This window comes from Aromatoleum toluvorans (assembly GCF_012910905.1).
Lineage (GTDB): Bacteria > Pseudomonadota > Gammaproteobacteria > Burkholderiales > Rhodocyclaceae > Aromatoleum > Aromatoleum toluvorans.
The window spans coordinates 353,764-380,162 of sequence record NZ_WTVN01000001.1 but is presented as its reverse complement, the minus strand read 5'-3'; the positions used below and the strand labels follow the sequence as shown (position 1 = coordinate 380,162).

The following is a 26,399-nucleotide window of genomic DNA, read 5'->3' as shown; positions in this document are numbered from 1 at the left end:
CCGCCATGCAACTCGAACACAGCACCTTCATCGTCACCGGCGGCGCCTCGGGCCTCGGCGAAGCGACCGTACGGGCCTTCCATGCGGCCGGCGCGAATGTCGTCATCGCCGACCTGAATGTCGCCGCCGGCGAGAAGCTCGCCGACGAGCTCGGTCCGCGCGCGGCCTTCCATCGCACCGACGTCGCTTCGGAGCCCGACGCGCGCGGCTGCGTCGGGCTCGCCCGGGAGCGCTTCGGCGGCCTGCAGGGTCTCGTGAACTGCGCCGGCATCGGCACGGCGGCGAAGGTGCTCGGCAAGGACGGTCCGCATCCGCTCGACGTCTTCGCGCGCATCGTGAACGTGAACCTCGTCGGCACCTTCAACATGATCCGCATCGCGTCCGAGGCGATGGCGCAGGGCGAGGCGAATGCCGGGGGCGAGCGCGGCGTGATCGTCAACACCGCGTCGGTCGCGGCCTACGACGGCCAGATCGGGCAGGCGGGGTATGCGGCGTCGAAGGGCGGCATCGTGTCGATGACGCTGCCGATCGCGCGTGAGCTCGCCCGCTTCGGCATCCGCGTCGTGACGATCGCGCCGGGCCTGTTCCTGACGCCGATGATGAAGGGCCTGCCGGAGGACGTGCAGAAGTCGCTCGGCGAGTCAGTGCCCTTCCCGCCGCGCCTCGGCGAACCGGCCGAGTACGCGCAGCTGGCGCGTGCGATCGTCGAGAACGCGATGCTCAACGGCGAGACGATTCGCCTCGACGGAGCGATCCGGCTCGCGCCGCGGTAAACGGAGTCCGCCATGACCGAATACACCGCGCCGCTGCGCGACATGAATTTCATCCTGCGCGAGCTCGCGGGGCTCGACGCCGTCGCGGCGCTGCCGGGCTGCGAGGAGGCGACGCCCGATGTCGTCGAGGCGATCCTCGGCGAGGCGGGCAAGTTCGCCGCCGGGGTGCTCGCGCCGATCAACCGCGCGGGCGACCTGCAGGGCTGCCGCCTGGAGGCGGACGGGCGCGTGTCCGCTCCGGAGGGCTGGAAGGAGGCGTGGCAGCAGTACGTCGAGGCGGGCTGGATCGGGCTGTCGCTGCCGGTCGAGTTCGGGGGCCAAGGGCTGCCGAAGCTGGTGTCGACGCCGGTGTGGGAGATGTGGTTCTCGACCAACATGGCCTTCACGATGCTGCCGCAGTTGAACGTGAGCCAGGCCGAGGCGCTGCGCATCGCGGCGAGCGATTCCCTGAAGCAGGCCTGGCTGCACAAGGTGGTGAGCGGCGAGTGGGGCAGCACGATGAACCTCACCGAGCCGCAGGCGGGCTCGGATCTCGCAGCCACGCGCGCGCGCGCCGAGCCGGCGGCGGATGGCACGTACCGCGTGTTCGGCCAGAAGATCTTCATCTCCTGGGGCGAGCACGAGCTCACCGAAAATATCGTGCATCTCGTCCTCGCGCGCCTGCCTGACGCGCCGGCGGGCGTGAAGGGGCTGTCGCTCTTCCTCGTGCCGAAGTACCTGCCCGACGCGGACGGCCGGCCGGGCGCGAAGAACGACGTGCGCTGCATTTCGATCGAACACAAGATGGGCATCCACGGCAGCCCGACCTGCACGATGAGCTACGGCGATGCGGGCGGGGCGGTCGGCTGGCTGGTCGGCGAGCCGAACCGCGGGCTCGAGACGATGTTCATCATGATGAACGAGGCGCGCTTCGGCGTCGGCGTGCAGGGGGCGGGGCTGGCCGAACGCGCCTACCAGATGGCGCTCGCCTATGCGCGCGAACGCGTGCAGGGGCGCGATGCGATCACCGGCGAGGCGGGCAAGCCCATCCTGTGCCATCCGGACGTCAAGCGCATGCTGCTGTCGATGCGCGCGCGCGTGATGGCGATGCGGGCGCTGCTGTACACGGCGGCGGCGTGGTTCGACACGGCCCACCATCACCCCGACGCGGCGGTCGCGGCCAGGGCGCAGCGCTATGTCGACCTGCTGATGCCGGTCGCGAAGGGCTGGTGCACCGAGGTCGGGCAGCAGGCCTGCTGGGATGCGATCCAGGTCTTCGGCGGCATGGGCTTCGTCGAGGAGACCGGCATCGCGCAGTTCGCGCGCGATTCGCGCATCATCACGATCTACGAGGGCACGACCGGCATCCAGGCGAACGACCTGGTCGGGCGGAAGATCCTGCGCGAAGGCGGCGAGACCCTGCGCGAGCTGATTGCCGAACTGCGTGCGATGGTTTCGACGCTGCGTGTCGAGCCCGGTTTCGGCCCGATCGCCGATGGCCTTGCCGAGAACGTCGCGGCGTTGAGCGAAGCGGCGCACTGGCTGCTCGTCGCCGGCAAGGAGCGCTATGCCGAGGCGCTCGCGGCGGCCGTGCCTTTCCTGCACCTCCTCGGCACCGTCTGCGGCAGCTGGCAGATGGCGCGGCTCGCGCTCGCCGCCCGCCGACGCCTGGCGGCGGGCGAGGGTGATGCCGCCTACCACGCGAGTCTGGTCGAGCTGGCCGGGTTCTGGATGGCGAGTTTCGCGCCGCAGGCCGCGGCGCACCTGCGCACCGTGCAGTCGGCCGGCGCGCCGCTGACGGCCTTCGACGACGCCATGCTGTGAGTCCCCCACGCCGTGCCGGTGCGCATGCGCGGAACACGCCCGCCGCGAGGCATCCGGCGCAGAAAACCATTGCAAATCAATGGTTATTATCCGACGGAATTGGTTGGATATAAGGCGCCGATTTGCTATAGATACGCCATCGACGGGGATATTTTTCCGTAGCCCGAACCCATCTCCCCGACGGCTCGCCGCGATCGGGGGAGTGCCTATGACGATGGACGTTTACGGTCTCCTGCTGGAGGAGTTGCCCGATGCGTTCGTGGTGCAGTCGCCCGAGGGGATCGTCGGGCACTGGAGCAGGAGCGCCGAAGCCATTTTCGGCTACCCGGCCGGCGAGGTCGTCGGACGGGACCTGCTCGAACTGATCGTGCCGGCCGATCGCGCGGACGAGGAGCGCGGCCTGCGTCGCGACGTGCTGGAAACCGGGGCGGCGGCGATCGAATCGCTGCGCCGGCGCAAGGACCACTCGCTCGTGTATGTGTCGATCTCGGCGAAGCTGGTGCGAGACGGGCAGGGGCGGCCGCAGTATGTGATCCTCTGCGCGAAGGATGTCACCCAGCTCAAGGTGATGCGCGACGCGAAGCTCGTCGAGGCGCGCTACGGCAAGCTGCTGGAATCGATGCCCGACGGCATCGTGCTGGTCAACGCGTCGGGGCGTATCGTGTTTGCGAACAGCCAGGCCGAGGCCATGTTCGGCTACGAGAGCGGCCGACTGCTGGGGCGGCCGGTCGAAGCGCTGCTGCCGGAACGCCTGCGCGGCGTCCATGTGGCGCATCGCTCGGGCTACTTCGGCCAGATGCGCACGCGGGCGATGGGCATGGGGCTGGAGCTCTACGGGCTGCGGCAGGACGGGACCGAATTCCCGGTGGAGATCGGCCTCAGCCCGCTTGGAACGGAGGAGGGCACGCTGGTGACCAGCGCGATCCGCGACATCACCGAACGCAAGCGCTTCGAGCGCGCGCTGCACGAGAAGAACGTGGAGCTCGCGAAGGCGAACGCCGCGAAGGACCGCTTCCTCGCGAGCATGAGCCACGAACTGCGCACGCCGCTCAACGCGATCATCGGCTTCACCGGCACCTTGCTGATGCAGCTGCCCGGGCCCCTGAACGAGGTGCAGGAAAAGCAGTTGCGCCGGGTCAAGTCGAGCGGTCAGCACCTGCTGGAGCTGATCAACGATCTCCTCGACATCGCGAAGATCGAGGCGGGCAAGATCGAATTGAACGTCGAACCCGTGGATTGCCGCGCAGTCATAGAAGAGATCGTTGCAACCCTGCGGCCGCAGGCCGAAGGCAAGGGCTTGGCGTTCGCGATCGAGGCGGCCGACGAGCCGGTGCGGCTGTCTACCGACCGGCGGGCGCTCAGCCAGATCGTCATCAACCTCGTGCAGAACGCGATCAAGTTCACCGAGCGCGGCGGCGTGACGATCGGGTTCGCGCGTCGCGAGGAAAACGGCCGGCCGCTGGTGGTGGTGAGCGTCCGGGATACGGGCATCGGGATCGGAGAGGAGGATTGCCAGCGTCTGTTCGCACCGTTCTCGCGCATCATGCCGCGCAGCGGGAAGTTCGCCGAAGGCACCGGCCTCGGCCTGCACCTGAGCCAGAAGCTGGCCGAACGCATGGGCGGGCAGATCGTCGTCGATAGCGCGCCCGGTTCGGGCAGCACGTTTTCGCTCGTCCTGCCGGAGGGATGACCGTGGCGGCACGCATTCTCCTCGTCGAGGACAACCCGGCAAACCTCGAGCTGGTCAGCTACCTGCTCGAAGCGGCAGGGCACGCCGTGCTGATCGCCGAGGACGGGCAGCAGGCGCTGGAGCTCGCCAGCCGGGCGCCGTTCCCGGACCTGATCGTCAGCGACCTGCGCATGCCGGTGATGGATGGCTTCGAAATGCTTCGTCACATCCGCGCGCACGAAACCCTGAGGGATATTCCTATCATCGCGGTCACGGCGTTTTCCATGTCGGGCGACCAGACGCGGGTCATGCTCGCGGGTTTCGACGGCTACATTTCCAAGCCGATCGACCCGGAGACCTTCGTCAGCGAGGTCGAAGCCTATCTGCGCGCCGGGCGGCGCAAGGCCGGTCCGGTCGCTGACGAGTGAGGGTGCGTGCCGATGGCGAAGATCCTTGTCATAGACGACGATGCCATGAACCGCGAGCTGATCGTTGCCCTCGCGGGCTACGAGGGGCACGAGGCGTTCGAGGCCGGCGACGGTGTCGAGGGCCTCGACATCGTGCGGGCGCAGCGCCCGCATCTGGTTATCTGCGACATCCTCATGCCCAACATGGACGGCTACGAGTTCGTGCGGCGCCTGCGTGCCGATCCCGAGGTCTCCGACACCCGCGTCATCTTCTATACCGCCAACTACAACGAGCGCGAGGTGCGCAACCTCGCCTCCATCCTCGGTGTCTCGCGCATCCTCGTGAAGCCCTGCAATCCCGATGACATCGTCAAGGCCATCGAGGAAGTGCTCGGACAGGCGGCGAAGGAGAGCGCGCTCGCGAGCGACAGCGAATTCGAGCGCGAACACCTGCGCGTGCTGACCGACAAGCTCGCGGCGAAGGCGGGCGAGCTCGAACGCCGCGCGGCGGACCTTGCGAGCGAGATCGAGACCCGCAAGCTCGCCGAGGCGCAGTTGCGGCGCGTGCTGCGCGCGCGCAAGGTGATGGCCGAGTGCAACCGCACGCTGGTGCGCGCCACCGACGAGCGCCGGCTGCTCGCGGACATGTGCCGCTTCCTCGTCGAGCTTGGGAACTACGGCATCGCGTGGGTGAGCCTGGCGTGGCACGATGCGGATCGCACCGTGGAGACGGTCGCGGCGGCGGGCGAGGGCGCCGCGATGCTGAAATCCTTCCGCTTCTCGTGGGGCGACAACGCCTGCGGCGACGGCCCGGTGGGCGAGGCGGTGCGCACGCACCAGCCTCAGGTCGTGCACGATGTCGCCACCGACCCGCGCGTCGGGCGCTGGCGCGAGGCGGCGCTCGGGCGCGGCTTCCAGGCGGCCGCGGTGCTGCCGCTCGTGTACAAGGACGACGTCTTCGGCGTGCTGTGCATCGTCACGCGCGAGAAGGAAGCCTTCGACGCGGACGAACTGGATCTGCTCGGCGAACTGGCGGACGACGTCGCCTACGGCATCCACACGCTGCGCGCGCGCATCGTGCAGCAGCGCACCGAGGAAACGCTGCGCCTGCGCAACCGTGCGATCGACGAGAGCATCAATGCGATCGTGATCAGCTCCGCCGACCGCGAGGCCGACAATCCGGTGATCTACGTGAACCCCGCCTTCACGCTGATGACCGGCTACGCCCCCGAGGAGATCCTCGGCCGCAACACGCGGCTGCTGATCGGCGCCGACTGGGACCAGCCCGACATCGAACGCCTGCGCGAGGCGGTGCGCCGCGGGCGGGATGCCCGGGTCACGCTGCGCTGCTATCGCAAGGATGGTTCGCTGTTCTGGAACGAGGTCTCGCTCGCCTCGATGCACGACCCGAGCGGGCGCGTGTCGCACTTCATCTCGATCTTCAACGACCTCACCGACCGCAAGCGCTACGAGGCGGAGCTCGAACAGCAGGCCAACCACGACGCGCTGACGGGGCTCGCCAACCGCAACCTGCTCAACGACCGCCTGCAGCAGGCGATGATCCACGCGCAGCGCAACACCGGCGCGGTGGCGGTGATGCTGCTCGACCTCGATCGCTTCAAGCTGATCAACGACAGCCTCGGCCATGACGCCGGCGACGAGCTGATCTGCGAGGTGGGGCGGCGGCTGGCCGCCTGCGTGCGCCAGGGCGACACGGTGGCGCGGCTCGGCGGCGACGAGTTCATGATCGTGATGTCGCATCTCGCGACCGAGCGCGACGCCGTCTCGCTCGCGTCCAAGGTGCTGCAGGCCGTGTCCGCGCCGATCAGGCTCGCATGCCACGAGATGGTCGTCACCGGCAGCCTCGGCGTCGCCCTGTACCCGCGCGACGGCGAGTCGCCGGACGTGCTGGTGAGGAATGCCGACGTCGCGATGTACCGCGCGAAGGAGCAGGGGCGCAACGACTTCCGCTTCTATGCGCCCGAGATGAACGCGCGCATGCTCGAACGGCTCGAACTCGAAAACGGCCTGCGCCGCGCGCTCGAGCAGGACGAGCTCGAGCTGCACTACCAGCCCAAGGTCGAGCTCGCCCACGGGCGCGTCGTCGGCGCCGAGGCGCTGATCCGCTGGCGCCATCCGGTGCTGGGCATGGTCTCGCCGGCCGATTTCATCCCGGTCGCCGAGGAAACCGGACTCATCGTGCCGATCGGCGAGTGGGTCATCAACACCGCGTGCCGGCAGTTGCAGGCATGGCGCGAGGAGGGGCTGCCGGACGTCAGCGTCGCGGTCAATGTGTCGGCGCGGCAGTTCCAGCAGGCCGACCTCGTCGGCGTGCTGGACGAGGCCCTGCGTTCGACCGAAGTGCCCGCCAGGCAACTGCACCTCGAAGTCACCGAAAGCGGCGTCATGAGCAATCCGGAGCGGACCATCGTGATGCTGCGCACGCTGAAGGAAATCGGCGTCCTCGTGTCGCTCGACGATTTCGGCACCGGCTATTCCAGCCTCAACTACCTCAAGCGCTTCCTCATCGACAGCGTCAAGATCGACCAGTCCTTCGTCGCCGACCTCACGACCTCGTCCGAGGATGCCGCGATCGCGCGCATGGTCATCTCGCTCGCCCACAGCCTCAACCAGACCGTCGTCGCCGAGGGCGTGGAAACGGCCGCGCAGCTGGATTTCCTGCGGCGCTACCATTGCGACCAGATGCAGGGCTACCTCTGCAGCCGGCCCATCCCGGCCGCCGCCTTCGCGAGCCTGGTGCGGGACGGTGGGCACATCCCCCTGCCGGCGACGAGCCGGCTGCACTGAGCCGGGTGCGCCGGACCGGACTCAGCGATCCTGCCGGCCGTCGACCGGCGTTGCCCCGCCTGCCCGACTGAGAAAGCGCTCCAGCCGCGGATCCTGCGCGTAGGCGACGTTGAAGCGCAGATAGGGGGTGGGTTGCAGCTGCGGCCGGAAGACGTGGCCGGGGGCGAGCATGATGTCCTCGGCGGCGGCCTGGCTGGCGAGTTGGGCGACGTCCTCGCGCCCCTTTGCCCGCGCCCAGACGAACATGCCGCCCGCGGGCTCGGCGAACTCCGTGAAGCCGCTGCGTTCGAGCATCTGCAGTGTCCGCGCGCCGGCCTTGAGCAGGCGTTCGCGCAGCCGCTGCACGTAGTTGCGGTAGTGCCCCTCGGTGAGCATCCGGTACACCAGCTGTTCGGCAAACTCCGAACTGCACAGGCAGGTGACGATCTTCACGTCGGTCAGCCTGGCGGCAAGTTCGGGCTCGCAGGCGACGAAGCCGACGCGCAGGTTGCCCGACAGGGTGTGCGAGAAGCTGCCGACGTAGATCACGCGCCGCAGCTGGTCGAGGCTGGCGAGGCGGGTCGGCGGGCGCGGGTGGAAGTCGCCGTAGACGTCGTCCTCGACGACCAGGAAGTCGTGCTTCTCGGCGAGCTGCAGCAGGCGGAAGGCGCTCGCGGGCGACAGGTCGCAGGCGGTGGGGTTCTGCAGCACGGACTGGGTGAAGAACATCTTCGGCTGGTGTTCGCCGAGCAGGGCTTCGAGCACCGCCGGATCGGGGCCCTGCTGCAGGCGCGGCACGCCGATCAGGTTGACGCCGAACAGGCGCAGGTTGGCAAACAGGTTCCACGGCCCGGGGTCGTCCACGAACACGCAGTCGCCGGGTTTGAGCAGGTGGCGGACGATGATGTCGAGCGCGTGGGTGGCGCCGCCGGTCAGCACGATCTGTTCCGGCGACGCGGGAATCGCGGCTTCCGCGAGCTTGACGCACAGCTGCTCGCGCAGCGGCGCGTAGCCCTGCGGGCTGCCGTAGCTGGTGAGCTTGACGCGCGGCTGCCGCGACAGGGCGCGCAGATGGCGGCGCACGCCCGCCTCGTCGTACCACTCCGCCGGCAGCCAGCCGAGGCCGACCTTCAAGCGGTTGGGGGCTTCGTCCATGCTGCGGTGCAGCAGTCCGGCGCTGGCGAAAATGCGCGCGAGCTCCCCCCGCGCCGGTGTTCCCGCCGCGGGCGCCGGGCGGCCCTCGACATAGAAGCCCGAGCCGCGCCGGGAACGCGCGTAACCCAGCGCCACCAGCCGGTCATACGCCTCGACCACGGTGTAGCGGCTGACGCCGTGGCGTTCGGCAAAGTCGCGGATGGTCGGCAGACGCATGCCGGCGCGCAGCACCCGATCGTCGATGCGCGCGCGGATGCCGATCACGATCTGCTCGGAAAGTGGCAGGGCTGAAGTGGGATCGAGCACGAGCTGCAGCATGGCAAACCGCCGTGTCCTGCTCCCGGTGCGGAATTGTCTCAACGCTGCGACCGGACAATTCGGTCAACTGGCTGACAACTGTACCGGGTGGAGGCAGGAAGTTTTCGATAGTGTCTTGGGCATGCCAACACCGCGGAGGTTTCCTGCGCCTTGGCAACCCCGCGATGGCCGCACCGATCCAGGGCGGCGGACTCACCCGGCCGCAAGCGAACGACCCTCCGGCCTGCGTGCGGCCCCGCCCGGACCGGTGCATTTTCCCCAACCTGCCATCCTGTATGGAGGTCGTCATGCCGCTCAACACTTCACTGACTGCGCTGTTTTTCTTCGGACTTTTCGGAGAACTCCTGCGCTTCTTCTTCTGGTGACTTGTCTTCGGCGACCGGGCCCTGCGGGGCCCCGCCGGCGTTGGCGATCGGAGGATTAGGCCGTATGCTTCGCCGTTCCATTACCGGAACGATCCGGTATCCGCGGAGCGCCGCCCCCTGCACGAGGCGGCTGCCCTCCGCGGCTGCCGCCCGCCATGCCAGAGACTCCCCTGCGCGTCCTGTCGGTGATCCCGCCGATGACGCAACTCAACACGCCGTACCCGTCCACCGCCGATCTCACCGGCTTCCTGCGCTCGCGCGGTGTCGACGCGGTGCAGGAGGACCTCGCGCTGGCGCTCGTGCTGCGCCTCTTCTCGCGCGACGGGCTCGTCGAGATTCGCAGCCGCATCGAGGCGACGCCCGAGCGTCAGCGCAGCCCCCGCGTGCAGGCCTTCCTCGCGCAGTTCGAGCGCTATCGCACGACGATCGCGCCCGCCGTCGCCTTCCTGCAAGGGCGCGACCCGACGCTCGCGCACCGCATCTGCAGCCGCAGCTTCCTGCCCGAAGGCTCGCGCTTCGAATCGCTGGACGTGTATATCGACCCGGAAGGCGGCGATCCGCTCGCGTGGGCCTTCGGCGCGCTGGGCCTGGAGGACCGCGCGCGCCACCTCGCGACGCTGTACCTCAATGACGTCGCCGACGTGCTGCGCGAAGCGGTCGATCCGCGCTTCGAATTCGTGCGCTACGCCGAATCGCTGGCGCAGAGCCAGGCGAGCTTCGAGCCGCTGGCCGCCGCGCTCGCCGAGCCCCTGAATCTCGTCGACGAAACGCTGCGTGCACTCACGCTCGCGGCGATCGCCCGCCATGCGCCGCAGGTCGTGCTGCTCTCGATCCCGTTCCCCGGCGCGGTGTACGGCGCCTTCCGCATCGCGCAGGCGATCAAGGCCCGGGACCCGAGGATCGTCACGGTGCTGGGCGGCGGCTTCGTGAACACGGAACTGCGCGAACTGAAGGAGCCGCGCGTCTTCGACTACTTCGACTACGTGACGCTCGACGACGGCGAGCGCCCGATCCTCGCGCTGCTCGACCACCTGCAGGGCGGGCGCGGCCGTTCGCGCCTGGTGCGCACCTTCTTTCGTGACGCCGAGGGTGACAAGGGCAAAAACGGCGAAGTGCGCTACGTGAACCTCGGCGAGGCCGACATCGCCTTCGCCGAAGTCGGCACCCCCACCTGGGACGGCCTGCCGCTCGACCGCTACCTGTCGGTGCTCGACATGCTCAACCCGATGCACCGCCTGTGGTCGGACGGGCGCTGGAACAAGCTCACCGTCGCGCACGGCTGCTACTGGAAGAAGTGCAGCTTCTGCGATGTGAGCCTCGACTACATCTCGCGCTACGACGGCGCCAGCGCCAAGACGCTGGTCGACCGCATCGAGGCGATCATCGCCGAGACGGGGCAGACCGGCTTCCACTTCGTCGATGAGGCCGCGCCGCCGAAGGCGCTGAAGGCGCTCGCGCAGGAACTCCTCGACCGCGGCGTGGCGATCTCGTGGTGGGGCAACATCCGCTTCGAAAAGTCCTTCACCCCCGAGCTGTGCCGCCTGCTCGCGGAGAGCGGCTGCATCGCGGTCTCGGGCGGGCTGGAAGTCGCGTCCGACCGCCTGCTGCAGCTGATGAAGAAGGGCGTGTCGGTCGACCAGGTCGCGCGCGTCACCAACGCCTTCACCGAGGCCGGCATCCTCGTGCATGCCTACCTGATGTACGGCTTCCCCACCCAGACCGTGCAGGACACCGTCGACGCGCTCGAATACGTGCGCCAGCTGTTCGAATCCGGCTGCATCCAGTCCGGCTTCTTCCACCGTTTCGCGTGCACGGTGCATTCGCCGGTCGGCCAGGACCCGGACGCGTTCGGCGTGAAGCTCGTGCCCCTGCCGCCCATCACCTTCGCAAAGAACGACGTGCGCTTCATCGACCCGACCGGCGTCGATCACGACACGCTCGGCGTCGCCCTCAACAAGGCGCTGTACAACTACATGCACGGCATCGGCCTGGAGCAGGACGTGCGCAGCTGGTTCGCCGACCGCGTCCCGCGCACCCGCGTGCCGCGCAACTTCATCGCGCGGGCACTGCGCTAGCAGCCTCGCCGCAGGGTCGGGTGTCGGCATCCGTCGCGAACTTTTGCGATGTGGCGTACTCGAATTTCGATTGGAATCCTGCGGCTGATCAGAATGTGGGTAGGACCGCTACCGGGGTTGCGGTATCTGAAAAGTCTTTGATCTGGATAATAATTTTGCAAAGAGGGGCTTTTAGTATCGATCGGTGAAGCGGCGCAAGACCGCGTCCGGACCGGTTTCAGTAGAGGAGACAGCAATGACCACAGTAACGACCGAACTACTTTCCGTAATCGAACTCGAGAACGAGTTCATCCCCCCGATCGGCGAAACCGAGGCACGCGACGTGGCCTGGGAACAGCGCCTGAATGCCGAGGTGGCGTGGCAGCTGGCGCGTGCGACCGTCGATGACGGCCTTGCGCAATGGACGGATCGGGCCGAGGAGGGCGCGATGCGGCGCCTGCCGACGATGCGCACCATCGCACGCATGAACACGGTGCTCGTCGCGCTGCGCGAGCGGCTTTACCAGATCCAGAATGAGGCGGCGAACATCGCGATAGCCGAACTGGCGCTGCGGCAGCAGTCGAATCCCGCCGCATCGACCGAAGACGCCTTCTCGCCGCTGCATGCCCAGAACGCCCGCCGGATCGAGGCGCTTGCCGCGTCGTGCTACGAACTGCTGGCCGGGTCGCAGGGCAGCCTCGCGGCGGTCGCCGGCAAGGTGCCGGCCGGTTACGTTGCGGCCGGGCGCAGCAGCGGACTCGAGGATTCGCTGTACGCCGAGCGCCGCCAGCGCGAAACCGTCATCGACTTCCCGGATCGCCGCGCCGCGGCCTGATCGCCGGCAAGTCCCCGGGCGTGGTGCAGTGGCTGCACCACGCCCGTTTCGTTATGCAGGGACGGACTCGCGGATCAGGTGATCGAAGGCCGCGAGGGACGCTTTCGCGCCTTCGCCCATCGCGATCACGATCTGCTTGAACGGCACCGTCGTGCAGTCGCCGGCCGCGAAGAGGCCCGGCACCGAGGTCTGGCCGCGCGCATCGACGACGATCTCGCCGAAGCGCGTACGCTCGACCCTGTCCTTCACGAAGTCCGTGTTCGGCAGCAGGCCGATCTGCACGAAGATGCCTTCAAGTTCGATGCGCTGCGCTTCGCCCGACACGCGGTCCTTGTAGACCAGGCCGTTCACCTTCGCGTCGCCGGTCACCTCGGTGGTCTGCGCATTCGTGATCACCGTGACGTTCGCGAGGCTCGCAAGCTTCTTCTGCAGCACCGCGTCGGCGCGCAGCGCGTCGGCGAATTCGAGCAGCGTGACGTGCGAGACGATTCCCGCGAGGTCGATCGCCGCCTCGACGCCCGAGTTGCCGCCGCCGATCACCGCGACGCGCTTGCCCTTGAAGAGCGGGCCGTCGCAGTGCGGGCAGTAGGCCACGCCCTTGCCGCGGAATTCGCGTTCGCCCGGCACGTTCATCTCGCGCCAGCGCGCGCCGGTCGCGAGGATCACCGCGCGCGCCTTCAATGATGCGCCGTTCTCGAGCTTCACCTCGAAGCCGCGCTCCTGCGGGATCACCGCCGCGGCGCGCTGCAGGTTCATCACGTCGACGTCGTATTCCCTGACGTGCTCCTCGAGCGCCATCGCGAGCTTCGGCCCTTCGGTCGCCGTCACGGAGATGAAGTTCTCGATCGCGAGCGTGTCCATGACCTGGCCGCCGAAGCGCTCGGCGACGACGCCGGTACGGATGCCCTTGCGTGCCGCGTAGATCGCCGCCGCTGCGCCGGCCGGTCCGCCGCCGACGACGAGCACATCGAACTCGCCCTTCGCCGAAATCTTCTCCGCCGCGCGCGCCTGGGCGCCGGTATCGATCTTCGCGACGATCTCGGCCAACTCCATGCGGCCCTGGCCGAAGTGCTTGCCATTCAGGAACACGGTCGGCACGGCCATGATCTGGCGTTCATCGACCTCGTCCTGGAACAGCGCGCCGTCGATCATCGTGTGGCGAATGTTCGGGTTGATCACCGCCATCAGGTTGAGCGCCTGCACGACGTCCGGGCAGTTGTGGCACGAGAGCGAGATGAAGGTCTCGAACTCGTAGCTGCCTTCGATCGCGCGGATCTGCTCGATGACGTCCTGTTCGACCTTGGGCGGATGGCCGCCGACCTGCAGCAGCGCGAGGATCAGCGACGTGAATTCGTGGCCCATCGGCAGGCCGGCGAAGCGCACGCCGGTGTCTTCGCCGGCGCGGTTGATCGCGAAAGAGGGCTTGCGCTCGGCGTCGTCGCGGCGCTCGATGACGGTGATGCGGTTCGACTGTTCGACGATGTCGCCGAGCAGGGCCTGCATCTCGCGCGACTTGTCGCTGTCGTCCAGCGAGGCGACGATTTCGATCGGCTGGGTGACTCGTTCGAGGTAGGTCTTCAACTGGTTCTTGATGTTCGCGTCGAGCATGGCGGGATCGTCCGTGAAATGCAGGGGAAATCGGGGGCGGTGCGCTCGTGGCGCACCGCCGTGCCCCGGGCCGGGCCCGGGGATGAAGCGTCGGAGCTCAGATCTTGCCGACGAGGTCCAGCGACGGAGCGAGCGTCGCGTCGCCTTCCTTCCACTTCGCCGGGCACACTTCGCCCGGGTGGTTGGCGACGTATTGCGCGGCCTTGACCTTGCGCAGCAATTCGGACGCGTCGCGGCCGATGCCGCCGGCGGTGATCTCGACGATCTGGATGCGGCCCTGCGGGTCGATCACGAAGGTGCCGCGGTCGGCCAGGCCTTCTTCCTCGATCATCACGTCGAAGTTGCGGGAGATCGTGCCGGTCGGGTCGCCGACCATCGGGTAGCGGATCTTGCCGATCGTCTCCGAGCTGTCGTGCCACGCCTTGTGGGTGAAGTGGGTGTCGGTCGAAACGCTGTAGATCTCGACGCCCAGCTTCTGGAACTCGGCGTAGTTGTCGGCGAGGTCGCCGAGCTCGGTCGGGCACACGAAGGTGAAGTCGGCCGGGTAGAAGAACACGACCGACCACTTGCCCTTGAGCGACTCGTCGCTAACCGGAACGAATTTTCCGTTGTGGAAAGCGGTGGCCTTGAAGGACTTGATTTGCTGGTTGATTTGGGACATGTCGCACTCCTTTGTCGTAGTGGGGTAAGAGGACCGAGCGGTATGTCTTGCTCGATGGATGCCACTTTACCGACCGGGGTGCGATAGCTCCAATTGAATTAAAAAATAAACTCGATAGGTGATTGCGATCGAATGTTTCAGCCGCGCATCGCTGCGATCTCGTTCACGGTCGCGTCGATCAGCCGCCGCGCGATGCTGAAGCGGTGCGGCAGGCGCGGCAGGCGGTCGATCGTGAACCAGGCGGCTGCCTCGATCTCGTCCGGCTGCAGGACGATTTCGCCGCCCGCGTAGTCGGCGACGAAGGCGATCATCAGCGAATGCGGGAAGGGCCAGGACTGGCTGCCGAAGTAGCGGACATTGGCGACCTCGACGCCGACTTCCTCGCGCACCTCGCGCGCCAGCGTCTGCTCCAGCGATTCGCCCGGTTCGACGAAACCGGCCAGCGCGCTGAACATGCCCTCGGGGAAGTGCGGCGAGCGCGCGAGCAGCAACTCCTCGCCGCGCCGCACCAGCGCCATCACTGCCGGGGCGAGGCGCGGGTAATGGACCATGCCACAGCCGGGGCACACGCGCGAACGCTCGCTCGCGTGCGGCTCCGTCGCTGTGCCGCAGCGGCCGCAGTAACGGTGCGTGAGGTCCCACTGCACGATCTGGATCGCACGCCCGGCGACGCCGAAGACCGTCTCGTCGATGCGTCCGAACAGGCTGCGCAGGTCGCGCCACTCCATGCCTTCCGGGGCCGGCGTCTCCGTCCCGACGGTCAGCGCGTAGCAGTGCCGATCCGCGAGCAGGCCCACGTAGTGCATCCCGGCAGGTTCGAGCCCGCGCAGCTCGTTGCGTGCGGGAACCCGCGTCTCGCCCTCCGTGGCGAAGACCAGCACGCTGTTGTTGCGGAACACGAAGCACAGGTCGTCTGCGGCGGGCGGGGCGGGCGAACGGTATCCGGGAGTGAACATGGCGGTGCGGGCGAACGTGGTGAAGGGTAGGGGCATGATGCGGGGCGCGCCGTCCCTGCGCAACCGCGTGGCTCGCGCAGTTTGATATCGATCATTTCCGGTGACCCCGTTCCGGGCTATGGTCAGAGTTTCGGAAGCAAGCGGAGGGTTTCGGGATGAGCAGCGGTGCGTGGAGTTGTCCGCACGATCTCGACGGCGTGTGCCAGCGCGTGCAGGGCGCGGTGTGCGAACCGGGCATGCGTGGTTGCGTGCTGGAGGGCAAGGTGCGCTTTGCGCGCGAAGAGATGAATCGCCCGCGCAAACCCGTGAAGGCCGCAGCACCGGCCGCGGAGAAGAAGCCGGCCCCGCCTCCGAAGCGCCGGCTGCCGTTCTGAGGCACGCCGCCGCCCGTGATGCAGGCAGCGGCGCGCGGGCTGGTCAGAACGGCATCACCAGCTTGATCCACGCCTTGTCACCGCGGAAGCGGTTTTCGGCTTGGGTTTCGTGCTGCCACACCGCCATCAGCGCGGTGCCGGTCTTCGTCGTGTAGCTGACGCTCGGGCCGATCGCGAAGGCCTCCCCCTTGCGTCCCGACGACCACGGGCCCAAGGCCGACGACAGCGTCTCGCCTTCCAGCTTGTCGTTGGTCGTCTGCTTGACGTAGTAGCCCGCGAGGCCGACGGCCCACGGCCCGAAGCGCTTGCACGCGGAGTAGTCGACGTGGAATTCGTCGCCCGACTCGTAATCCATCTTCGGCGCGTCGGGTGCAGGTCGGAAATCCTTGTTCTTCGCCTTGAAGTTGTACATGAATTTGGCCGACACCTCCCAGCCGGCCTCGCCCAGCCAGGTCGCCGCGAACACCGGCTCCACGCTCCAGTAGTTGGCGCCGATGCTCTTGCGCGGGTCGCCGGACTTGTATTCGCCGGTGGGGGCATAGATGTCCAGTGCCGCCACCCAGTGCAGGCTGCCCGCGTGCCAGGCGACGACCAGCGGCGAGAACACGAGGTCGCCGATGCCGGTCACGGTCTTGCTGGTGCCGCCGAGCTTCACGGTCTGGTGCACGATCGGGACAATCGCGTGCATCGCCCAGCTTCCGCCGAGAATCTGCGTATCGGTGACCTTCACGTAGCGCAATGCGTCGAACCACGCGCGCACCGACGCGCCCTGCACCTTGTCGCCGTCGCCGTCGCGCAGCTTGGCGTTGTAATAACCGAAGTAGTTGAGGAAGTAGTTGCCCGGCGGGGGCAGGGCGCCGGCGTAGAAGTTCTCGCCGCCGTTGGGGTACTGATCGCCGCCTTCCTTCGCAAATGCACCGCCCGCGACCAGCCCGGACAGGGCCATCGCCACGCAGATCTGCTTCAGTTTCATGCTTCCTCCTCCTTGGTGTTTTGATGTGCTGATGCAATGCCTTCATTGGCACGAATCAGGGCAAACCTCGCCCCTGGCCTCGGCCGGGCCATTTCGGAAGTCAGTCGTGGTCTGCAGAAAGCTGCGCTCGGTGCCGTCGAGGACCAGGCAGGTGAGCACGCCGCTGCGATACGCACCGGTGTCGATGCCGATGCGGTTGTGGCGCACGTCGGGTTGCTCGGAAATGCAATGGCCGTGCACGACCACCGCGCCGTGGTCGCGATCGGAAACGAGGAAGCGCTTGCGGATCCAGACGAAGTCGCGCTCGGACTGCTCGCCGAGCGGGACTCCGGGGAGGACCCCCGCGTGCACGAAGAGATAGCCACCCTCGCGGTGGCTGGGCGCGAGGCCGCGCAAAAGCGCGAGATGCGCCGGCGGGATGCTGCCGCGCAGGCGCGCACACAGGTGCGCCAGCGTTTCCGGGTCGCGACATGACGGATCATCAACCGCCACGCCGTAATGGGCGAGGGTGTCGGCCCCGCCGTAGTCCATCCAGTGCCCGCCGACGAAGAGCTCGCCGTCGAGAAAGCGCAGCATCACCTCTTCGTGGTTGCCTTTCAGCGCGATCACCTCGAAGCCCTCCGGGCGCCAGTCGATGACGCGATCGACGACGCCGCGCGAATCCGGGCCGCGGCTGACATAATCGCCGAGATACACCAGCACGCGACGCTGCGCCGGCCGCAAGCGCGCATCCAGCGCGATGCCCTGCAGCAGCGCGTCGAGCAGGTCGAGACGGCCGTGGATGTCGCCGATCGCATACACGACGGTCCCCGGCGGCGTGCACGCGGACGGCGCACGCTCGCCCTCCGGCGGGCGGCAGGCTGCCCAGCGCAGCTTCATGCAGCAACGCGATTCACATGGAAGCGCATCGCCGTCGCGCGGGGCAGGTGCAGTTGCAGCGCGGCGATCATGCTCATTTCCTCAGCAAGGTCTGGCGTCCCCATTTCCAGGGCGCAGTGACTTCGTGGATTACGTCGTAGAACCAGCGGTCGAGCAGCGGCGCGCCCTCGGGCGCGGGCTGCATCGGCAGTTGTCCCGGCGCGATGAGCGCGATCTCCCCTGCGTCGTCGCCCGCGACCGGCTCGCCCGCGACCGAGTGCGCGCGGAAAGCGAGGATCACGGCGCGCGCGCCGGTCTGCGAATACACGCCGATCAGGCCATCGACGGCGACCTCCAGCCCGGTCTCCTCGCGCGCCTCGCGCACGACGGCGTCCTCGAGCGACTCGCCCAGTTCGACATAGCCTCCCGGCGGTGCCCAGTAGCCGGCGAGCGGGTCGAGGTTGCGGCGGATCAGCACCAGCTGCTCGGCGTGTTCGATCACCGCCAGCACGACCGGCGAAGGCTTGTGGAAGACGGTCTCGCCGCAGGCCGGACAGGTCTCGCGCTCGCGGCCGTGGATCTTCGCCAGGACCAGCGGCGTGCTGCATTGCGGGCAGAACTTGTGGGCCATGATGGTTCTCCTTGAAGGCTCAAGCGGCCGCCGCGTCGCCGCGGACGGAAGGGAAGAGGTCGAGGCGCAGGTTCACGAGGTCGCCGTCCTGCAGGCCGAGCGTCTCGCGGATCGGCAGCGGCGACACGATCTCGAACTTGTCGTCGGGGTAATCGGGCATCTCCGGGAACACGACGGCGCCGGTGAGGTGGCCGGCGATACTCACGCCGAAGCATTTGGCCGCGCAGAAGCCGTCGCGCGGTGTGATCACGATGCCGGCCGCGGCCCGCAGACGCTCGCGCGCCCAGTCCCACGCCGTTCCACCCATGCGCAGGTTGAAGGTGCCTGGCCAGGGGATGAAGCCGAGTTTGTTGCGGAATTCGTGGATCACCCAGTCGATCGCGGTGAAGCGTGAGCCTTCGCCACGGCCGGGCGCGACTTCGCCTTCGAGTTCGAGGCTGGTGGTGCTGGTCATCATGCCGGCTGCTCCGGCCGCGATTTCGCGTGCTCGCGTTCCTCGTTGCCGGTCCAGCGGCCGAAGAGGTCGACGTCGAGGTCGAACTGGTCGAGAACCTTCGTCACCGACTGGTTGATGATGTCGTCGATGGTCTTGGGCCGGTGGTAGAACGCGGGCAGCGGCGGCACCAGCACGGCGCCGGTCTCGGTGGCCTGGGTCATCAGGCGCAGGTGGCCGAGGTGCAGCGGCGTCTCGCGCAGCATCAGCACGAGCTTGCGTCGCTCCTTGAGCGTCACGTCGGCGGCGCGGATCAGCAGGTTGGTGTTGAAGCAGTTCGCGACAGCGGAAAGCGTCTTGATCGAGCAGGGCGCGATGATCATGCCGGCGTGCTTGAAGGAGCCGCTCGCGATCGACGCGCCGACGTCGTTGTTGTCATGCACGCAGGAGGCGAGCCGCTTGACGTCGTTGATCGAGTAGTCGGTCTCGTAGACGATCGTGCGCTTGGCCGAATCCGACATCACGAGGTCGGTCTCGACCCCCGCGTGCTTGAGCGCTTCGAGGATGCGGATGCCGTAGATCGCACCGCTTGCTCCGGAAATGCCGACGACGATTCTCATGGTGCTGTCTCCGTTATTTGTGCAGCGTTGCGAGCAGGGCCTGCGCCTTCGCCAGGGCTGCGGCGGGCAGGGTGATGCGGTCGAATTCGAGGCCGGCGCCGCGCGTCGCGACGAAGCCGGCCTTGGAGCCGGCAATGCTGCCGGCGGAAGAGGGGTCGATGACGTAGCCTTCGGCGCCGCCGATGAGCACGGTGTCGCGTTCGGGCAGGTAGCGCGTCGCCATCGCCCACGCGACTTCGCGCGGATCGCGGATATTCACGTCGTCATCCACGACGGTGACGGTCTTGAGGCGCTTGTCGAGATTCAGCGCGAGCATGATCAGCCGCCGCACCTCGTGGCGCGGGCAGTTCCGGACGGCGATCGCGGCGGAGAAGCCAGCCGTTCCGCCGACGAGGTCCAGGTCGACGACGCCCGCGACCATCGTCTGCAGCTGGCCGAGCAGCTCGGTGCCGGCGGCGAGCGAGAGCAGGGTGTCGACGTCGCCCGACCACGGGCACAGGCCGGGGTAGATGAAGTTGTCGCGGTGCGTGACCGCGGTGACTTCGATCACCGGGCTGACGTTGGTGAAGTAGTAGCCGGTGTTCTCGCCGAACGGGCCTTCCTCCTCGCGCACGCCTGGCAGGATGCGGCCTTCGATGACGATCTCGGCGCGCGCCGGGACTTCGACGTCCACGCTGCGTGCGCGCACCAGCTCGACCGGTTCGCCGCGCAGCCCGCCGGCGACGGACATCTTGTCCGGCCCCTGCGGGCCGCTGCGCACGACGGACGCGAGCAGCGTCGCGGGCTCCAGTCCGAGCGCGATCGCGACTTCCAGCGGACGTCCCGCCGCTTCCGCATTCGCATGGAACTGCGACAGCGGCGGATTCGCGAGCAGCACGCCGAGCCGTTTGCCGCCCTTCACCATCATGCGGTGGATGCCCATGCCGCGCCGCCCGGTCGCGGGGTCGGTGCAGAGAAGCACGCCGGTTGTGATGAAGGGGCCGCCGTCCTTCTCGTGGTGCGTCAGGACGGGCAGCAGCGAGAGCAGCTCGTCCGGGGATTCATGCACGACTTCCTGAGCCGGCGCGTTCTTCGCAAACACCGGGGCAATTGCCCGCTGCTTGTTGTCCAGCCAGGTCTGCGCGAGGCGTTCCTCGGTCGTGCCGAACGCGCGTGCTACACGGCGGCGGGCACCGAACAGGTTGCCGGCCACGCGCGCACCGGGGTAGCCGCGCACGTTCTCGAACAGCGTCGCCGGTGCGTCCGCAGGGAGGCTGCGCAGCACGGCGGCGATCTCGAACTTCGGGTCGAACTCGTCGCGCACATGCAGCAGATCGTCACCGAGGTCGCCGAGGAAGCTGCGCAGGTCGGGGTAGGCCATTGTTTCGCTGTTCCGTTCAATGAGGGAATCGGGCCGGGCGGGCACGTGGCCTGCCCGGTTCGCACCGCTTACCGATACCGCTCCGGCAGGCGCTCCACTCGCTCGATCACGCGGATCGAGAACTTCCGGTCACTCAGTTGCCCGCGTCCCAGCCGCACCTGCAGGCTGTCGGCGAACTGGTCGAGCTTGCTCGACACTTCCACCTTGGCGCGCTGGTAGGTGTACTTGTGCAGTCCGTCGTTGAGCGTGCGGATCGTCAGCTCCAGCTCCTTGCCCTCGGCCAGTTCCGCGAGGTCCATCACGAACACTTCCCACTTGTTTGCCATGACCGCTCCTTATTTCTTCGCGCCGCGGAAGCCGTAATCGGCCCAGCTGTTGAGGACCTTCTCCTGGATGTTCTTGGGATAGACGTTCTTGAAGCTGACGAGCGTCGGCACGTCGTTGGTCTTGTCCCAATCGACCGGCCACAGGCAGTCGAACAGCACCTGCGAGCCGATCGAGTACTTGCGGTCGTGCGGCGTGGCGTGCGGGTAGAGCGCCGTGCCGGTCGTGTTCTTGAAGACGTGGATGCCGCGCTCCGGATTGCAGCGCGTGCAGAACGCGTGATAGACCTCGTCCCAGTTGAAGATGTCGGTCTGGTCGTCGACCACCATCACCATGTGGAACCACGGCCCGAGCTTGGAGCCGAAGGCGAGCTGCGCGATCTGCATCGCGATGCCGGCGTAGGTCGGCTTCACGCCGACGATCATCATGTGGTGCGTCGAGCGCGGGTGCATGTACACGCCGGTCACCGGGATGCCCTGGCTCTTCAAGAGCTTCTCCAGCTCCAGCCCCAGCGAGAACGAGCGCAGCAGCTGGCCTTCGTCCTGCGGCACGCCCATGTTCGAGATCGTCATCGTCGCGTTGTTGCGATAGGTGATCGCGTCGACGCGGAAAGTCACGCGGAAGTCGCGCGGGCTGGTGCGGTAGCCGGTGTATTCGCCGAACGGGCCTTCCTCGACCTTGTAGTCGGGCAGGATCATGCCCTCGATGATGATTTCGGCATCGGCCGGCACTTCGAGGTCGTTCGTCTCGCACTTCACGAGGCGCACCGCTTCCCCCGACAACATGCCGCACAACTCGGGCTCGGGGATCGGCGAGGGCGCGCACGCGGCCATCGCGGCGAGCGGCGACAGGCCGATCGCGGTCGCGAACGGGCAGCCTTCGCCGCGCGGCAGGTAGTAGTCGGTCAGCGTCTTGCCGAGGTCCGAAAACGGGAACACCGCGCCGCTCATCGTGCGGCCGTCCCACATCATCTGGCGGTACATGCCCCAGTTCACATCGCCGCGCACCGGATGCTTGGTGATGACACCGTGCCACGTGCCGACGTAGCGCCCGCCGTCGCCGTCATGCACCAGCGGCACCGGCAGCTTGCACAGGTCGACGTCGTCGCCGAGCAGGATGTTCTCCTTGCACGGCGCGTCGCGCCTGTCGACGATGACCGGCGCGATCGGCTCGCTGTTGGTGCGCTTGAGGTATTCCGCGCCGATCTGCGGCAGGGTCGACGCCGGGTCCATGCCCAGCGCGATCGCCATGCGCCGGTACGTCGACAAGGGCGCGCCGAAGTAGCTGAAGCCGGGGTAGTCCTTGATGCTTTCCATGAAGGGCGCGGCTTCGCCGAGTTCGCAGCAGCGGCGCACGATCGCACCGGCTTCGTTGTCCCAATCCACTTCCTGCTTGATGCGCACCGCGTCGCCGGACTTGACGCACGCCTCGACGAATTCACGGTTGTTGCGGGGTGCCGAAATCTTTCCCACGTCTGTCTCCTCGGTATTGGATATGCCGTTCGCTGCGGTGTGAATCAGTGGATCTTCGAGAGCATCGCGTCCCACTTGCCCTGCGCTTTCAGGATCAGCTCCGCGACCTCGCGTACCGCGCCGTGCCCGCCGCGCGCCGTCGTCACGTAGGCCGCCGCTTCCTTGACGTCCGGCACCGCATCGCCCACCGCGACCGGCAAACCGACGCGCTTCATCATCGACAGGTCCACCAGGTCGTCGCCGACGTAGCAGACCTCGGCGTCGGAGATGTTCATCTCCTCCAGCATCTGCGCGTAGGGCTCGGTCTTCTTCTTGATGCCCTCGTGGAAGCGCTTGATCTTCAGCTCCTCGGCGCGATGGCGCACCGCGCCGGACTTCTTCGACGTGATGATCGCGACCTCGACCCCGCACAGCTGCAGCACCACGACGCCCATGCCGTCCTTGATGTCGAAGTTGCGCGACTCGACGCCCTCGTCGTTGATCACGATGCGCCCGTCGGTCATGACGCCGTCGACGTCGAGGATCACCAGCTTGATGTTCTTGGCCTTTTCCATGTCTCCGACTCCTCCTTAGATCCCGATTCCGTACTCGTGCCAGCGCGCCTTGATCTTCGCCAGCGTCTCCTCGTCCATGCGCGCCTCCACCGGCTTCTGCTTCCATTCGTACGGAATGCAGGCGTCCATCAGGATGCGTGACGTCATGAGCTTGTCGGAGTCGGGGTCGAGCGCAGGATCGAGCGGCGTCGAGCGGCCGCGCTTGATCAGTTCCGTGCCGCGCATCGGGTCGTAGCGGCAGGACAGTGCCCAGAACACGCGCTGCAGGTCGTCGGCCTGGATGTCCTCGTCGACCGTGATGACGCCCTTCATGCCGTAGTTGCCGGTGTTGCTGCCGATCACCGCATCGGCCACCTGGCGCGAATGCCCCGGGTAGGCTTGCTTCACCGACACCACGGTCCAGAAGCGGCCCGCCGACTCCGGCAGCACGCACACCGACTGCACGCCCGGGATGCGCATCTGCTCGAGCTCGGTCCATAGGGTCGCCGTGCGCGTGAAGGCGAGCAGCATATGCACGTCGGTCACCGGACGGCCCTGGCCGGTTGCCCACAGGATCGGGTTGTTGCGGTGCAGGATCTGCTGCACTTCGAGCACCGGCTTCGGGATCGGCTTGTGCAGCTCGTCGGTGTAATAGCCGGTGTATTCCGCGAACGGGCCTTCGGGCAGGAAGTTGTTCGGGTCGATCTCGCCTTCGAGCACGATCTCTGCGCCCGCCGGCACCGGCAGTCCCGTCAGCGGCGCCATCAGGAATTCCGCTTGCTGGCCGCGCACCGTGCCGGTGATGTCGTAGTCGGACGCGCCCTTGTGCATCAGCGTGCCGGCCATGAAGATCAGCGGATCGCAGCCGATGATTGCCGCCGCGGGCATCTTCTTGCCCATCTTGGCGTACTTCTTCATGATCCGCTCGCCGCGCTTGCCCGGCAGGATCTGCACGCCGCAGCGCTTGTCGTCGAGCATCTGCATGCGGTAGGTGCCGAGGTTCACCTCGCCCGTTTCCGGGTCCTTCAGCACCACCGACACCATCGTGCCGATGTAGCGTCCGCCGTCGAGCGGGAAGAACTTCGGCACCGGGAACATGTTGAGATCGACCTTATCGCCGGTGAGTACGTTTTCCAGCACCGGTCCGTCCTTCACTTCCTTGGCCTTGATCAGGCCTTCGGACGTGATCGTCTTCTTCATCCACTGCTGCGCCGACTGGCACAGCGTCAGGTCGTGCGGCAGGCCGAGCATGATCGCGAGCCGCTTAGTGGTCGCGAAGGCGCCGGTGAAGACGGGTGTGTCGTAGCCCTTCACGCTCTCGAACAGCAGCGCCGGGCCTTTCTTCTCCTCGGTGAGCTTCGAGACGTGCGAAAGCTCCAGATTCCAGTCGACCTCGGTCGTGACGCGCTTCAGTTCGTGGGCTTCGGCGCACTGGTTGATGAAGTACCTCAGGTCCATTCGGATGTCTCCTTGGCGGGAAAGTTGGGGTTGTTGTGTGATGGGAATCAGTGCATTGCCTGTACCGATTCGATGACTTCGTAGCCCGCGGCCGCGAGCGCGCGGGTGACCTCGACGGTGTCGGCGTGATGGAAGCGGACGATGACCTTGCGCTCCTGGTCGCCGCTCGCGACGCCCTTGGGGCCCAGGCTGATCGGGTAGATCGCATGCACCTCGGCGCCGGTGCCCTCGACGATGTCGGCGATGCGGCCGATCGTCCCCGGGCCGATGCGCGTCGGCGCGAGCGTCACGCCGCTGCGACGCTCCCACGCGCCGAGGAAGTGCGCAGCGAGCGAGAACATCTCGATCGCCGAGATCATCCCGACGACATGGCCGTCGTCCATCACCGGCAGCTGTCCGACGCCCGCCTGCTGGCCGACCTGCAGGCAGCGCTCCATCGTGTCGTTGGCGTCGATGGTGGCGGGGTTGCGCACCATCACGTCCTTCACCTTCACGTGGTTCGAGAAGTAGTTCAGCTCGTCCGGGCTCTGGCTGCGGATCGCCGCGTGCGCCGCGCGCAGGCAGCCGGCCCGCGTGACGAGCCCGCGCAGCCGACCGTCATCGACGACGGGCAGCGCATGCAGGTTGGTTTCGGACAGGATCCGCTTTGCTTCCGACAGCAGCGTGTCGCTGCCGAGCACGGCGGGGTTGGCTTGCATCCAGTTGCGTACGATCATCAGAAATCTCCTTGGCATTTCGTAGGGCGGAAAAGCGAAGCGCCTCCCGCCGTATGCTGGTCGAGCCATTGAGGCCCACATTCGGCGGCTCATTTGGCAGATTCGGCCTTCGGCTCATCCGCCCTACGTCAGCCGTTTCCCCACGAGCAGGTTCGAGACGATGTAGTCCATCGCCGACGTTGCCCCGGTCGTCGCCGGCGCCTTCTGCTTGTTGCTCCAGATCGTCTCGGGGCGGGCCTGCAGCACGAACACGTTGCCGCCGACCGGCAGGTTCTTGTCGATCGCCCACTCGATGTCCATCGGACGGCCGTAGTGCTTCTCGATCTTCTTGGCCATCCACGCGAGTTCGGTGATCTCGTCGTCGATCAGCGACTGGATGTTCTGGCGCTCGGCCGGCACCTCCATCGCGACCGAGCGCTGCAGCTTGAGGTCGGCCGTGTAGCAGATCTCCTTCGTGGAAATCGTCCGCTCGATGATGTCCAGCGTGACCTTGTTCACCACGAAGTTGTCCGGCGTCACCTCGCCCGACACCACCGACTCGCCGAAGCCGAAGTTCGAGTCGATCACGATCACCGAGCGGTCGCCGGTCGAGGGATGCAGCGTGAACATCACCCCCGCCGTGTAGGCGTTCGCCATCTTCTGCACGCCCACGCTGATTGCCACCTGCTCGTGCGGGAAGCCCATGCGGATGCGGTAGGCGATGGCGCGCGCCGTGTACAGGCTGGAGAAGCAGCGGCGGATGTGGTGGATGACCTCGTCGATGCCGCGGATCCACAGGTAGGTGTCCTGCTGGCCGGCGAAGCTCGCGCCCGGCAGGTCCTCGGCCGTCGCGCTGGAGCGCACCGCGACCGGCACGGCCGGCAGGTAGCAGCGCACGGACAGCTTGCGGTAGGCCTCGGCGATCAGGTCCTCCAGCTCGATCGAGATCGGCCGCGACTCGATCATCTCGCGGATCTGGCGCGATGCCTCTTCGAGGCGGTCCATGTCGTCGTGGTCCAGCACCTGCAGCAGGGCATCGACCTCGTCCTGGATGCCCGCCTCGCGCATGAACTGCGCGTAGCCCGCTGTCGTTACCGCGAAGCCCGGCGGCACCCGCACGCCGGCATTGATCAGCTCGCCGAGCGACGAACACTTGCCGCCGACGAGTGCGACGGAGTCCTTGTTGCATTCCTCGAACATGCACACCTTGGGCCCCCGGCTGTCGATGCCGGAGGCGAGGCGCACTTCTTCAGCCATCAGAGCGCTTCCCATGCTGT

At 67.3% G+C, this 26,399-nt stretch carries 25 protein-coding genes; 9 read left to right on the top strand and 16 right to left on the bottom strand.

Annotated features, from left to right (window positions below; translation table 11 throughout):
- The first annotated feature begins 5 nt into the window (after nt 1–5).
- From GPA22_RS01675 to GPA22_RS01655, 5 genes are all read left to right on the top strand, one after another.
- Nucleotides 6–773, top strand: a complete 768-nt coding sequence (locus GPA22_RS01675) for a 3-hydroxyacyl-CoA dehydrogenase (protein ID WP_169254346.1) — start codon at nt 6–8, stop codon at nt 771–773.
- A gap of 12 nt (nt 774–785) precedes the next feature.
- Nucleotides 786–2,576: an acyl-CoA dehydrogenase gene (locus GPA22_RS01670; RefSeq protein WP_169254345.1), complete on the top strand. Its 1,791-nt coding sequence runs from the start codon at nt 786–788 to the stop codon at nt 2,574–2,576.
- Between the two features lie 208 nt (nt 2,577–2,784).
- Nucleotides 2,785–4,266: a PAS domain S-box protein gene (locus tag GPA22_RS01665; protein WP_169254344.1), complete on the top strand. Its 1,482-nt coding sequence runs from the start codon at nt 2,785–2,787 to the stop codon at nt 4,264–4,266.
- Nucleotides 4,263–4,673 carry a response regulator gene (locus GPA22_RS01660; protein ID WP_211168868.1) on the top strand — a complete coding sequence of 137 codons (411 nt, stop codon included), beginning with the start codon at nt 4,263–4,265 and terminating at the stop codon, nt 4,671–4,673. The genes GPA22_RS01665 and GPA22_RS01660 overlap by 4 nt, the downstream gene beginning before the upstream one ends.
- Before the next feature lie 12 nt (nt 4,674–4,685).
- Complete coding sequence (locus GPA22_RS01655) at nt 4,686–7,460, top strand: two-component system response regulator (protein ID WP_169254342.1); 2,775 nt, start codon at nt 4,686–4,688, stop codon at nt 7,458–7,460.
- 21 nt (nt 7,461–7,481) lie between these two features.
- Here GPA22_RS01655 and GPA22_RS01650 read toward each other — a convergent pair whose 3' ends face one another.
- A complete protein-coding gene (locus GPA22_RS01650; RefSeq protein ID WP_169254341.1) occupies nt 7,482–8,912 on the bottom strand; it encodes an aminotransferase-like domain-containing protein in 1,431 nt (476 codons plus the stop codon).
- Between the two features lie 164 nt (nt 8,913–9,076).
- On the opposite strand from GPA22_RS01650, the gene GPA22_RS01645 reads away from it, so the two are divergent.
- The 3 genes from GPA22_RS01645 (at nt 9,077) to GPA22_RS01635 (ending at nt 12,166) form a co-directional block, all read left to right on the top strand.
- A complete protein-coding gene (locus GPA22_RS01645; protein WP_169254340.1) occupies nt 9,077–9,277 on the top strand; it encodes a hypothetical protein in 201 nt (66 codons plus the stop codon).
- A 155-nt stretch (nt 9,278–9,432) separates the two neighbouring features.
- Nucleotides 9,433–11,352 carry a B12-binding domain-containing radical SAM protein gene (locus GPA22_RS01640; protein ID WP_169254339.1) on the top strand — a complete coding sequence of 640 codons (1,920 nt, stop codon included), beginning with the start codon at nt 9,433–9,435 and terminating at the stop codon, nt 11,350–11,352.
- A gap of 235 nt (nt 11,353–11,587) precedes the next feature.
- Nucleotides 11,588–12,166, top strand: coding sequence for a hypothetical protein (locus GPA22_RS01635; RefSeq protein ID WP_169254338.1), 579 nt, complete (start codon nt 11,588–11,590; stop codon nt 12,164–12,166).
- Between the two features lie 51 nt (nt 12,167–12,217).
- Here the strand turns inward: GPA22_RS01635 and ahpF are convergent, their stop codons facing one another.
- The 3 genes from ahpF to nudC all read right to left on the bottom strand — a co-directional run bounded on the left by ahpF (nt 12,218) and on the right by nudC (nt 15,391).
- Complete coding sequence (gene ahpF, locus GPA22_RS01630; protein ID WP_169254337.1) at nt 12,218–13,774, bottom strand: alkyl hydroperoxide reductase subunit F; 1,557 nt, start codon at nt 13,772–13,774, stop codon at nt 12,218–12,220.
- A 97-nt stretch (nt 13,775–13,871) separates the two neighbouring features.
- Nucleotides 13,872–14,435 (bottom strand): alkyl hydroperoxide reductase subunit C, encoded by a 564-nt coding sequence (gene ahpC / locus GPA22_RS01625; RefSeq protein ID WP_169254336.1) that lies wholly within the window; start codon nt 14,433–14,435, stop codon nt 13,872–13,874.
- 137 nt (nt 14,436–14,572) lie between these two features.
- On the bottom strand, nt 14,573–15,391 hold the full coding sequence (gene nudC, locus GPA22_RS01620) for an NAD(+) diphosphatase (protein WP_169254335.1): 819 nt from the start codon (nt 15,389–15,391) through the stop codon (nt 14,573–14,575).
- Nucleotides 15,392–15,546: 155 nt separating this feature from the next.
- Here nudC and GPA22_RS01615 point away from each other — a divergent pair, with 155 nt between their 5' ends.
- Complete coding sequence (locus GPA22_RS01615) at nt 15,547–15,765, top strand: hypothetical protein (protein ID WP_169254334.1); 219 nt, start codon at nt 15,547–15,549, stop codon at nt 15,763–15,765.
- A 43-nt stretch (nt 15,766–15,808) separates the two neighbouring features.
- Here the strand turns inward: GPA22_RS01615 and GPA22_RS01610 are convergent, their stop codons facing one another.
- The 12 genes from GPA22_RS01610 to GPA22_RS01555 all read right to left on the bottom strand — a co-directional run bounded on the left by GPA22_RS01610 (nt 15,809) and on the right by GPA22_RS01555 (nt 26,379).
- Nucleotides 15,809–16,738, bottom strand: a complete 930-nt coding sequence (locus GPA22_RS01610; RefSeq protein WP_169254333.1) for a SphA family protein — start codon at nt 16,736–16,738, stop codon at nt 15,809–15,811.
- A 42-nt stretch (nt 16,739–16,780) separates the two neighbouring features.
- On the bottom strand, nt 16,781–17,617 hold the full coding sequence (locus GPA22_RS01605) for a metallophosphoesterase family protein (RefSeq protein WP_169254332.1): 837 nt from the start codon (nt 17,615–17,617) through the stop codon (nt 16,781–16,783).
- A 73-nt stretch (nt 17,618–17,690) separates the two neighbouring features.
- A complete protein-coding gene (locus GPA22_RS01600; RefSeq protein WP_169254331.1) occupies nt 17,691–18,227 on the bottom strand; it encodes an NUDIX hydrolase in 537 nt (178 codons plus the stop codon).
- Between the two features lie 19 nt (nt 18,228–18,246).
- Nucleotides 18,247–18,684 (bottom strand): DUF120 domain-containing protein, encoded by a 438-nt coding sequence (locus GPA22_RS01595; protein WP_169254330.1) that lies wholly within the window; start codon nt 18,682–18,684, stop codon nt 18,247–18,249.
- Nucleotides 18,681–19,280 (bottom strand): UbiX family flavin prenyltransferase, encoded by a 600-nt coding sequence (locus tag GPA22_RS01590; RefSeq protein WP_169254329.1) that lies wholly within the window; start codon nt 19,278–19,280, stop codon nt 18,681–18,683. The genes GPA22_RS01595 and GPA22_RS01590 overlap by 4 nt, the downstream gene beginning before the upstream one ends.
- A 13-nt stretch (nt 19,281–19,293) precedes the next feature.
- Nucleotides 19,294–20,640, bottom strand: coding sequence for a UbiD family decarboxylase (locus tag GPA22_RS01585; protein WP_169254328.1), 1,347 nt, complete (start codon nt 20,638–20,640; stop codon nt 19,294–19,296).
- 68 nt (nt 20,641–20,708) lie between these two features.
- Nucleotides 20,709–20,966: a phenylphosphate carboxylase subunit gamma gene (ppcG, locus tag GPA22_RS01580; protein WP_169254327.1), complete on the bottom strand. Its 258-nt coding sequence runs from the start codon at nt 20,964–20,966 to the stop codon at nt 20,709–20,711.
- A gap of 9 nt (nt 20,967–20,975) precedes the next feature.
- Nucleotides 20,976–22,436: a phenylphosphate carboxylase subunit alpha gene (ppcA, locus tag GPA22_RS01575; protein ID WP_169254326.1), complete on the bottom strand. Its 1,461-nt coding sequence runs from the start codon at nt 22,434–22,436 to the stop codon at nt 20,976–20,978.
- Between the two features lie 44 nt (nt 22,437–22,480).
- Nucleotides 22,481–22,990: a phenylphosphate carboxylase subunit delta gene (ppcD, locus tag GPA22_RS01570; RefSeq protein ID WP_169254325.1), complete on the bottom strand. Its 510-nt coding sequence runs from the start codon at nt 22,988–22,990 to the stop codon at nt 22,481–22,483.
- Nucleotides 22,991–23,005: 15 nt separating this feature from the next.
- On the bottom strand, nt 23,006–24,427 hold the full coding sequence (gene ppcB, locus GPA22_RS01565; protein ID WP_169254324.1) for a phenylphosphate carboxylase subunit beta: 1,422 nt from the start codon (nt 24,425–24,427) through the stop codon (nt 23,006–23,008).
- A 47-nt stretch (nt 24,428–24,474) separates the two neighbouring features.
- Nucleotides 24,475–25,143, bottom strand: a complete 669-nt coding sequence (locus GPA22_RS01560) for a CBS domain-containing protein (protein WP_169254323.1) — start codon at nt 25,141–25,143, stop codon at nt 24,475–24,477.
- Between the two features lie 123 nt (nt 25,144–25,266).
- Nucleotides 25,267–26,379: a PEP/pyruvate-binding domain-containing protein gene (locus GPA22_RS01555; protein ID WP_246263981.1), complete on the bottom strand. Its 1,113-nt coding sequence runs from the start codon at nt 26,377–26,379 to the stop codon at nt 25,267–25,269.
- Nucleotides 26,380–26,399: the final 20 nt, after the last annotated feature.

Bases quoted from the DNA above. Each gene is read 5' to 3' on its own strand.
- GPA22_RS01675 (WP_169254346.1), top strand. From the start codon at position 6: ATGCAACTCGAACACAGCACCTTCATCGTCACCGGCGGCGCCTCGGGC.
- GPA22_RS01670 (WP_169254345.1), top strand. From the start codon at position 786: ATGACCGAATACACCGCGCCGCTGCGCGACATGAATTTCATCCTGCGC.
- GPA22_RS01665 (WP_169254344.1), top strand. From the start codon at position 2,785: ATGACGATGGACGTTTACGGTCTCCTGCTGGAGGAGTTGCCCGATGCG.
- GPA22_RS01660 (WP_211168868.1), top strand. From the start codon at position 4,263: ATGACCGTGGCGGCACGCATTCTCCTCGTCGAGGACAACCCGGCAAAC.
- GPA22_RS01655 (WP_169254342.1), top strand. From the start codon at position 4,686: ATGGCGAAGATCCTTGTCATAGACGACGATGCCATGAACCGCGAGCTG.
- GPA22_RS01650 (WP_169254341.1), bottom strand. From the start codon at position 8,912: ATGCTGCAGCTCGTGCTCGATCCCACTTCAGCCCTGCCACTTTCCGAG.
- GPA22_RS01645 (WP_169254340.1), top strand. From the start codon at position 9,077: ATGGCCGCACCGATCCAGGGCGGCGGACTCACCCGGCCGCAAGCGAAC.
- GPA22_RS01640 (WP_169254339.1), top strand. From the start codon at position 9,433: ATGCCAGAGACTCCCCTGCGCGTCCTGTCGGTGATCCCGCCGATGACG.
- GPA22_RS01635 (WP_169254338.1), top strand. From the start codon at position 11,588: ATGACCACAGTAACGACCGAACTACTTTCCGTAATCGAACTCGAGAAC.
- ahpF (WP_169254337.1), bottom strand. From the start codon at position 13,774: ATGCTCGACGCGAACATCAAGAACCAGTTGAAGACCTACCTCGAACGA.
- ahpC (WP_169254336.1), bottom strand. From the start codon at position 14,435: ATGTCCCAAATCAACCAGCAAATCAAGTCCTTCAAGGCCACCGCTTTC.
- nudC (WP_169254335.1), bottom strand. From the start codon at position 15,391: ATGTTCACTCCCGGATACCGTTCGCCCGCCCCGCCCGCCGCAGACGAC.
- GPA22_RS01615 (WP_169254334.1), top strand. From the start codon at position 15,547: ATGAGCAGCGGTGCGTGGAGTTGTCCGCACGATCTCGACGGCGTGTGC.
- GPA22_RS01610 (WP_169254333.1), bottom strand. From the start codon at position 16,738: ATGAAACTGAAGCAGATCTGCGTGGCGATGGCCCTGTCCGGGCTGGTC.
- GPA22_RS01605 (WP_169254332.1), bottom strand. From the start codon at position 17,617: ATGAAGCTGCGCTGGGCAGCCTGCCGCCCGCCGGAGGGCGAGCGTGCG.
- GPA22_RS01600 (WP_169254331.1), bottom strand. From the start codon at position 18,227: ATGGCCCACAAGTTCTGCCCGCAATGCAGCACGCCGCTGGTCCTGGCG.
- GPA22_RS01595 (WP_169254330.1), bottom strand. From the start codon at position 18,684: ATGATGACCAGCACCACCAGCCTCGAACTCGAAGGCGAAGTCGCGCCC.
- GPA22_RS01590 (WP_169254329.1), bottom strand. From the start codon at position 19,280: ATGAGAATCGTCGTCGGCATTTCCGGAGCAAGCGGTGCGATCTACGGC.
- GPA22_RS01585 (WP_169254328.1), bottom strand. From the start codon at position 20,640: ATGGCCTACCCCGACCTGCGCAGCTTCCTCGGCGACCTCGGTGACGAT.
- ppcG (WP_169254327.1), bottom strand. From the start codon at position 20,966: ATGGCAAACAAGTGGGAAGTGTTCGTGATGGACCTCGCGGAACTGGCC.
- ppcD (WP_169254325.1), bottom strand. From the start codon at position 22,990: ATGGAAAAGGCCAAGAACATCAAGCTGGTGATCCTCGACGTCGACGGC.
- ppcB (WP_169254324.1), bottom strand. From the start codon at position 24,427: ATGGACCTGAGGTACTTCATCAACCAGTGCGCCGAAGCCCACGAACTG.
- GPA22_RS01560 (WP_169254323.1), bottom strand. From the start codon at position 25,143: ATGATCGTACGCAACTGGATGCAAGCCAACCCCGCCGTGCTCGGCAGC.
- GPA22_RS01555 (WP_246263981.1), bottom strand. From the start codon at position 26,379: ATGGCTGAAGAAGTGCGCCTCGCCTCCGGCATCGACAGCCGGGGGCCC.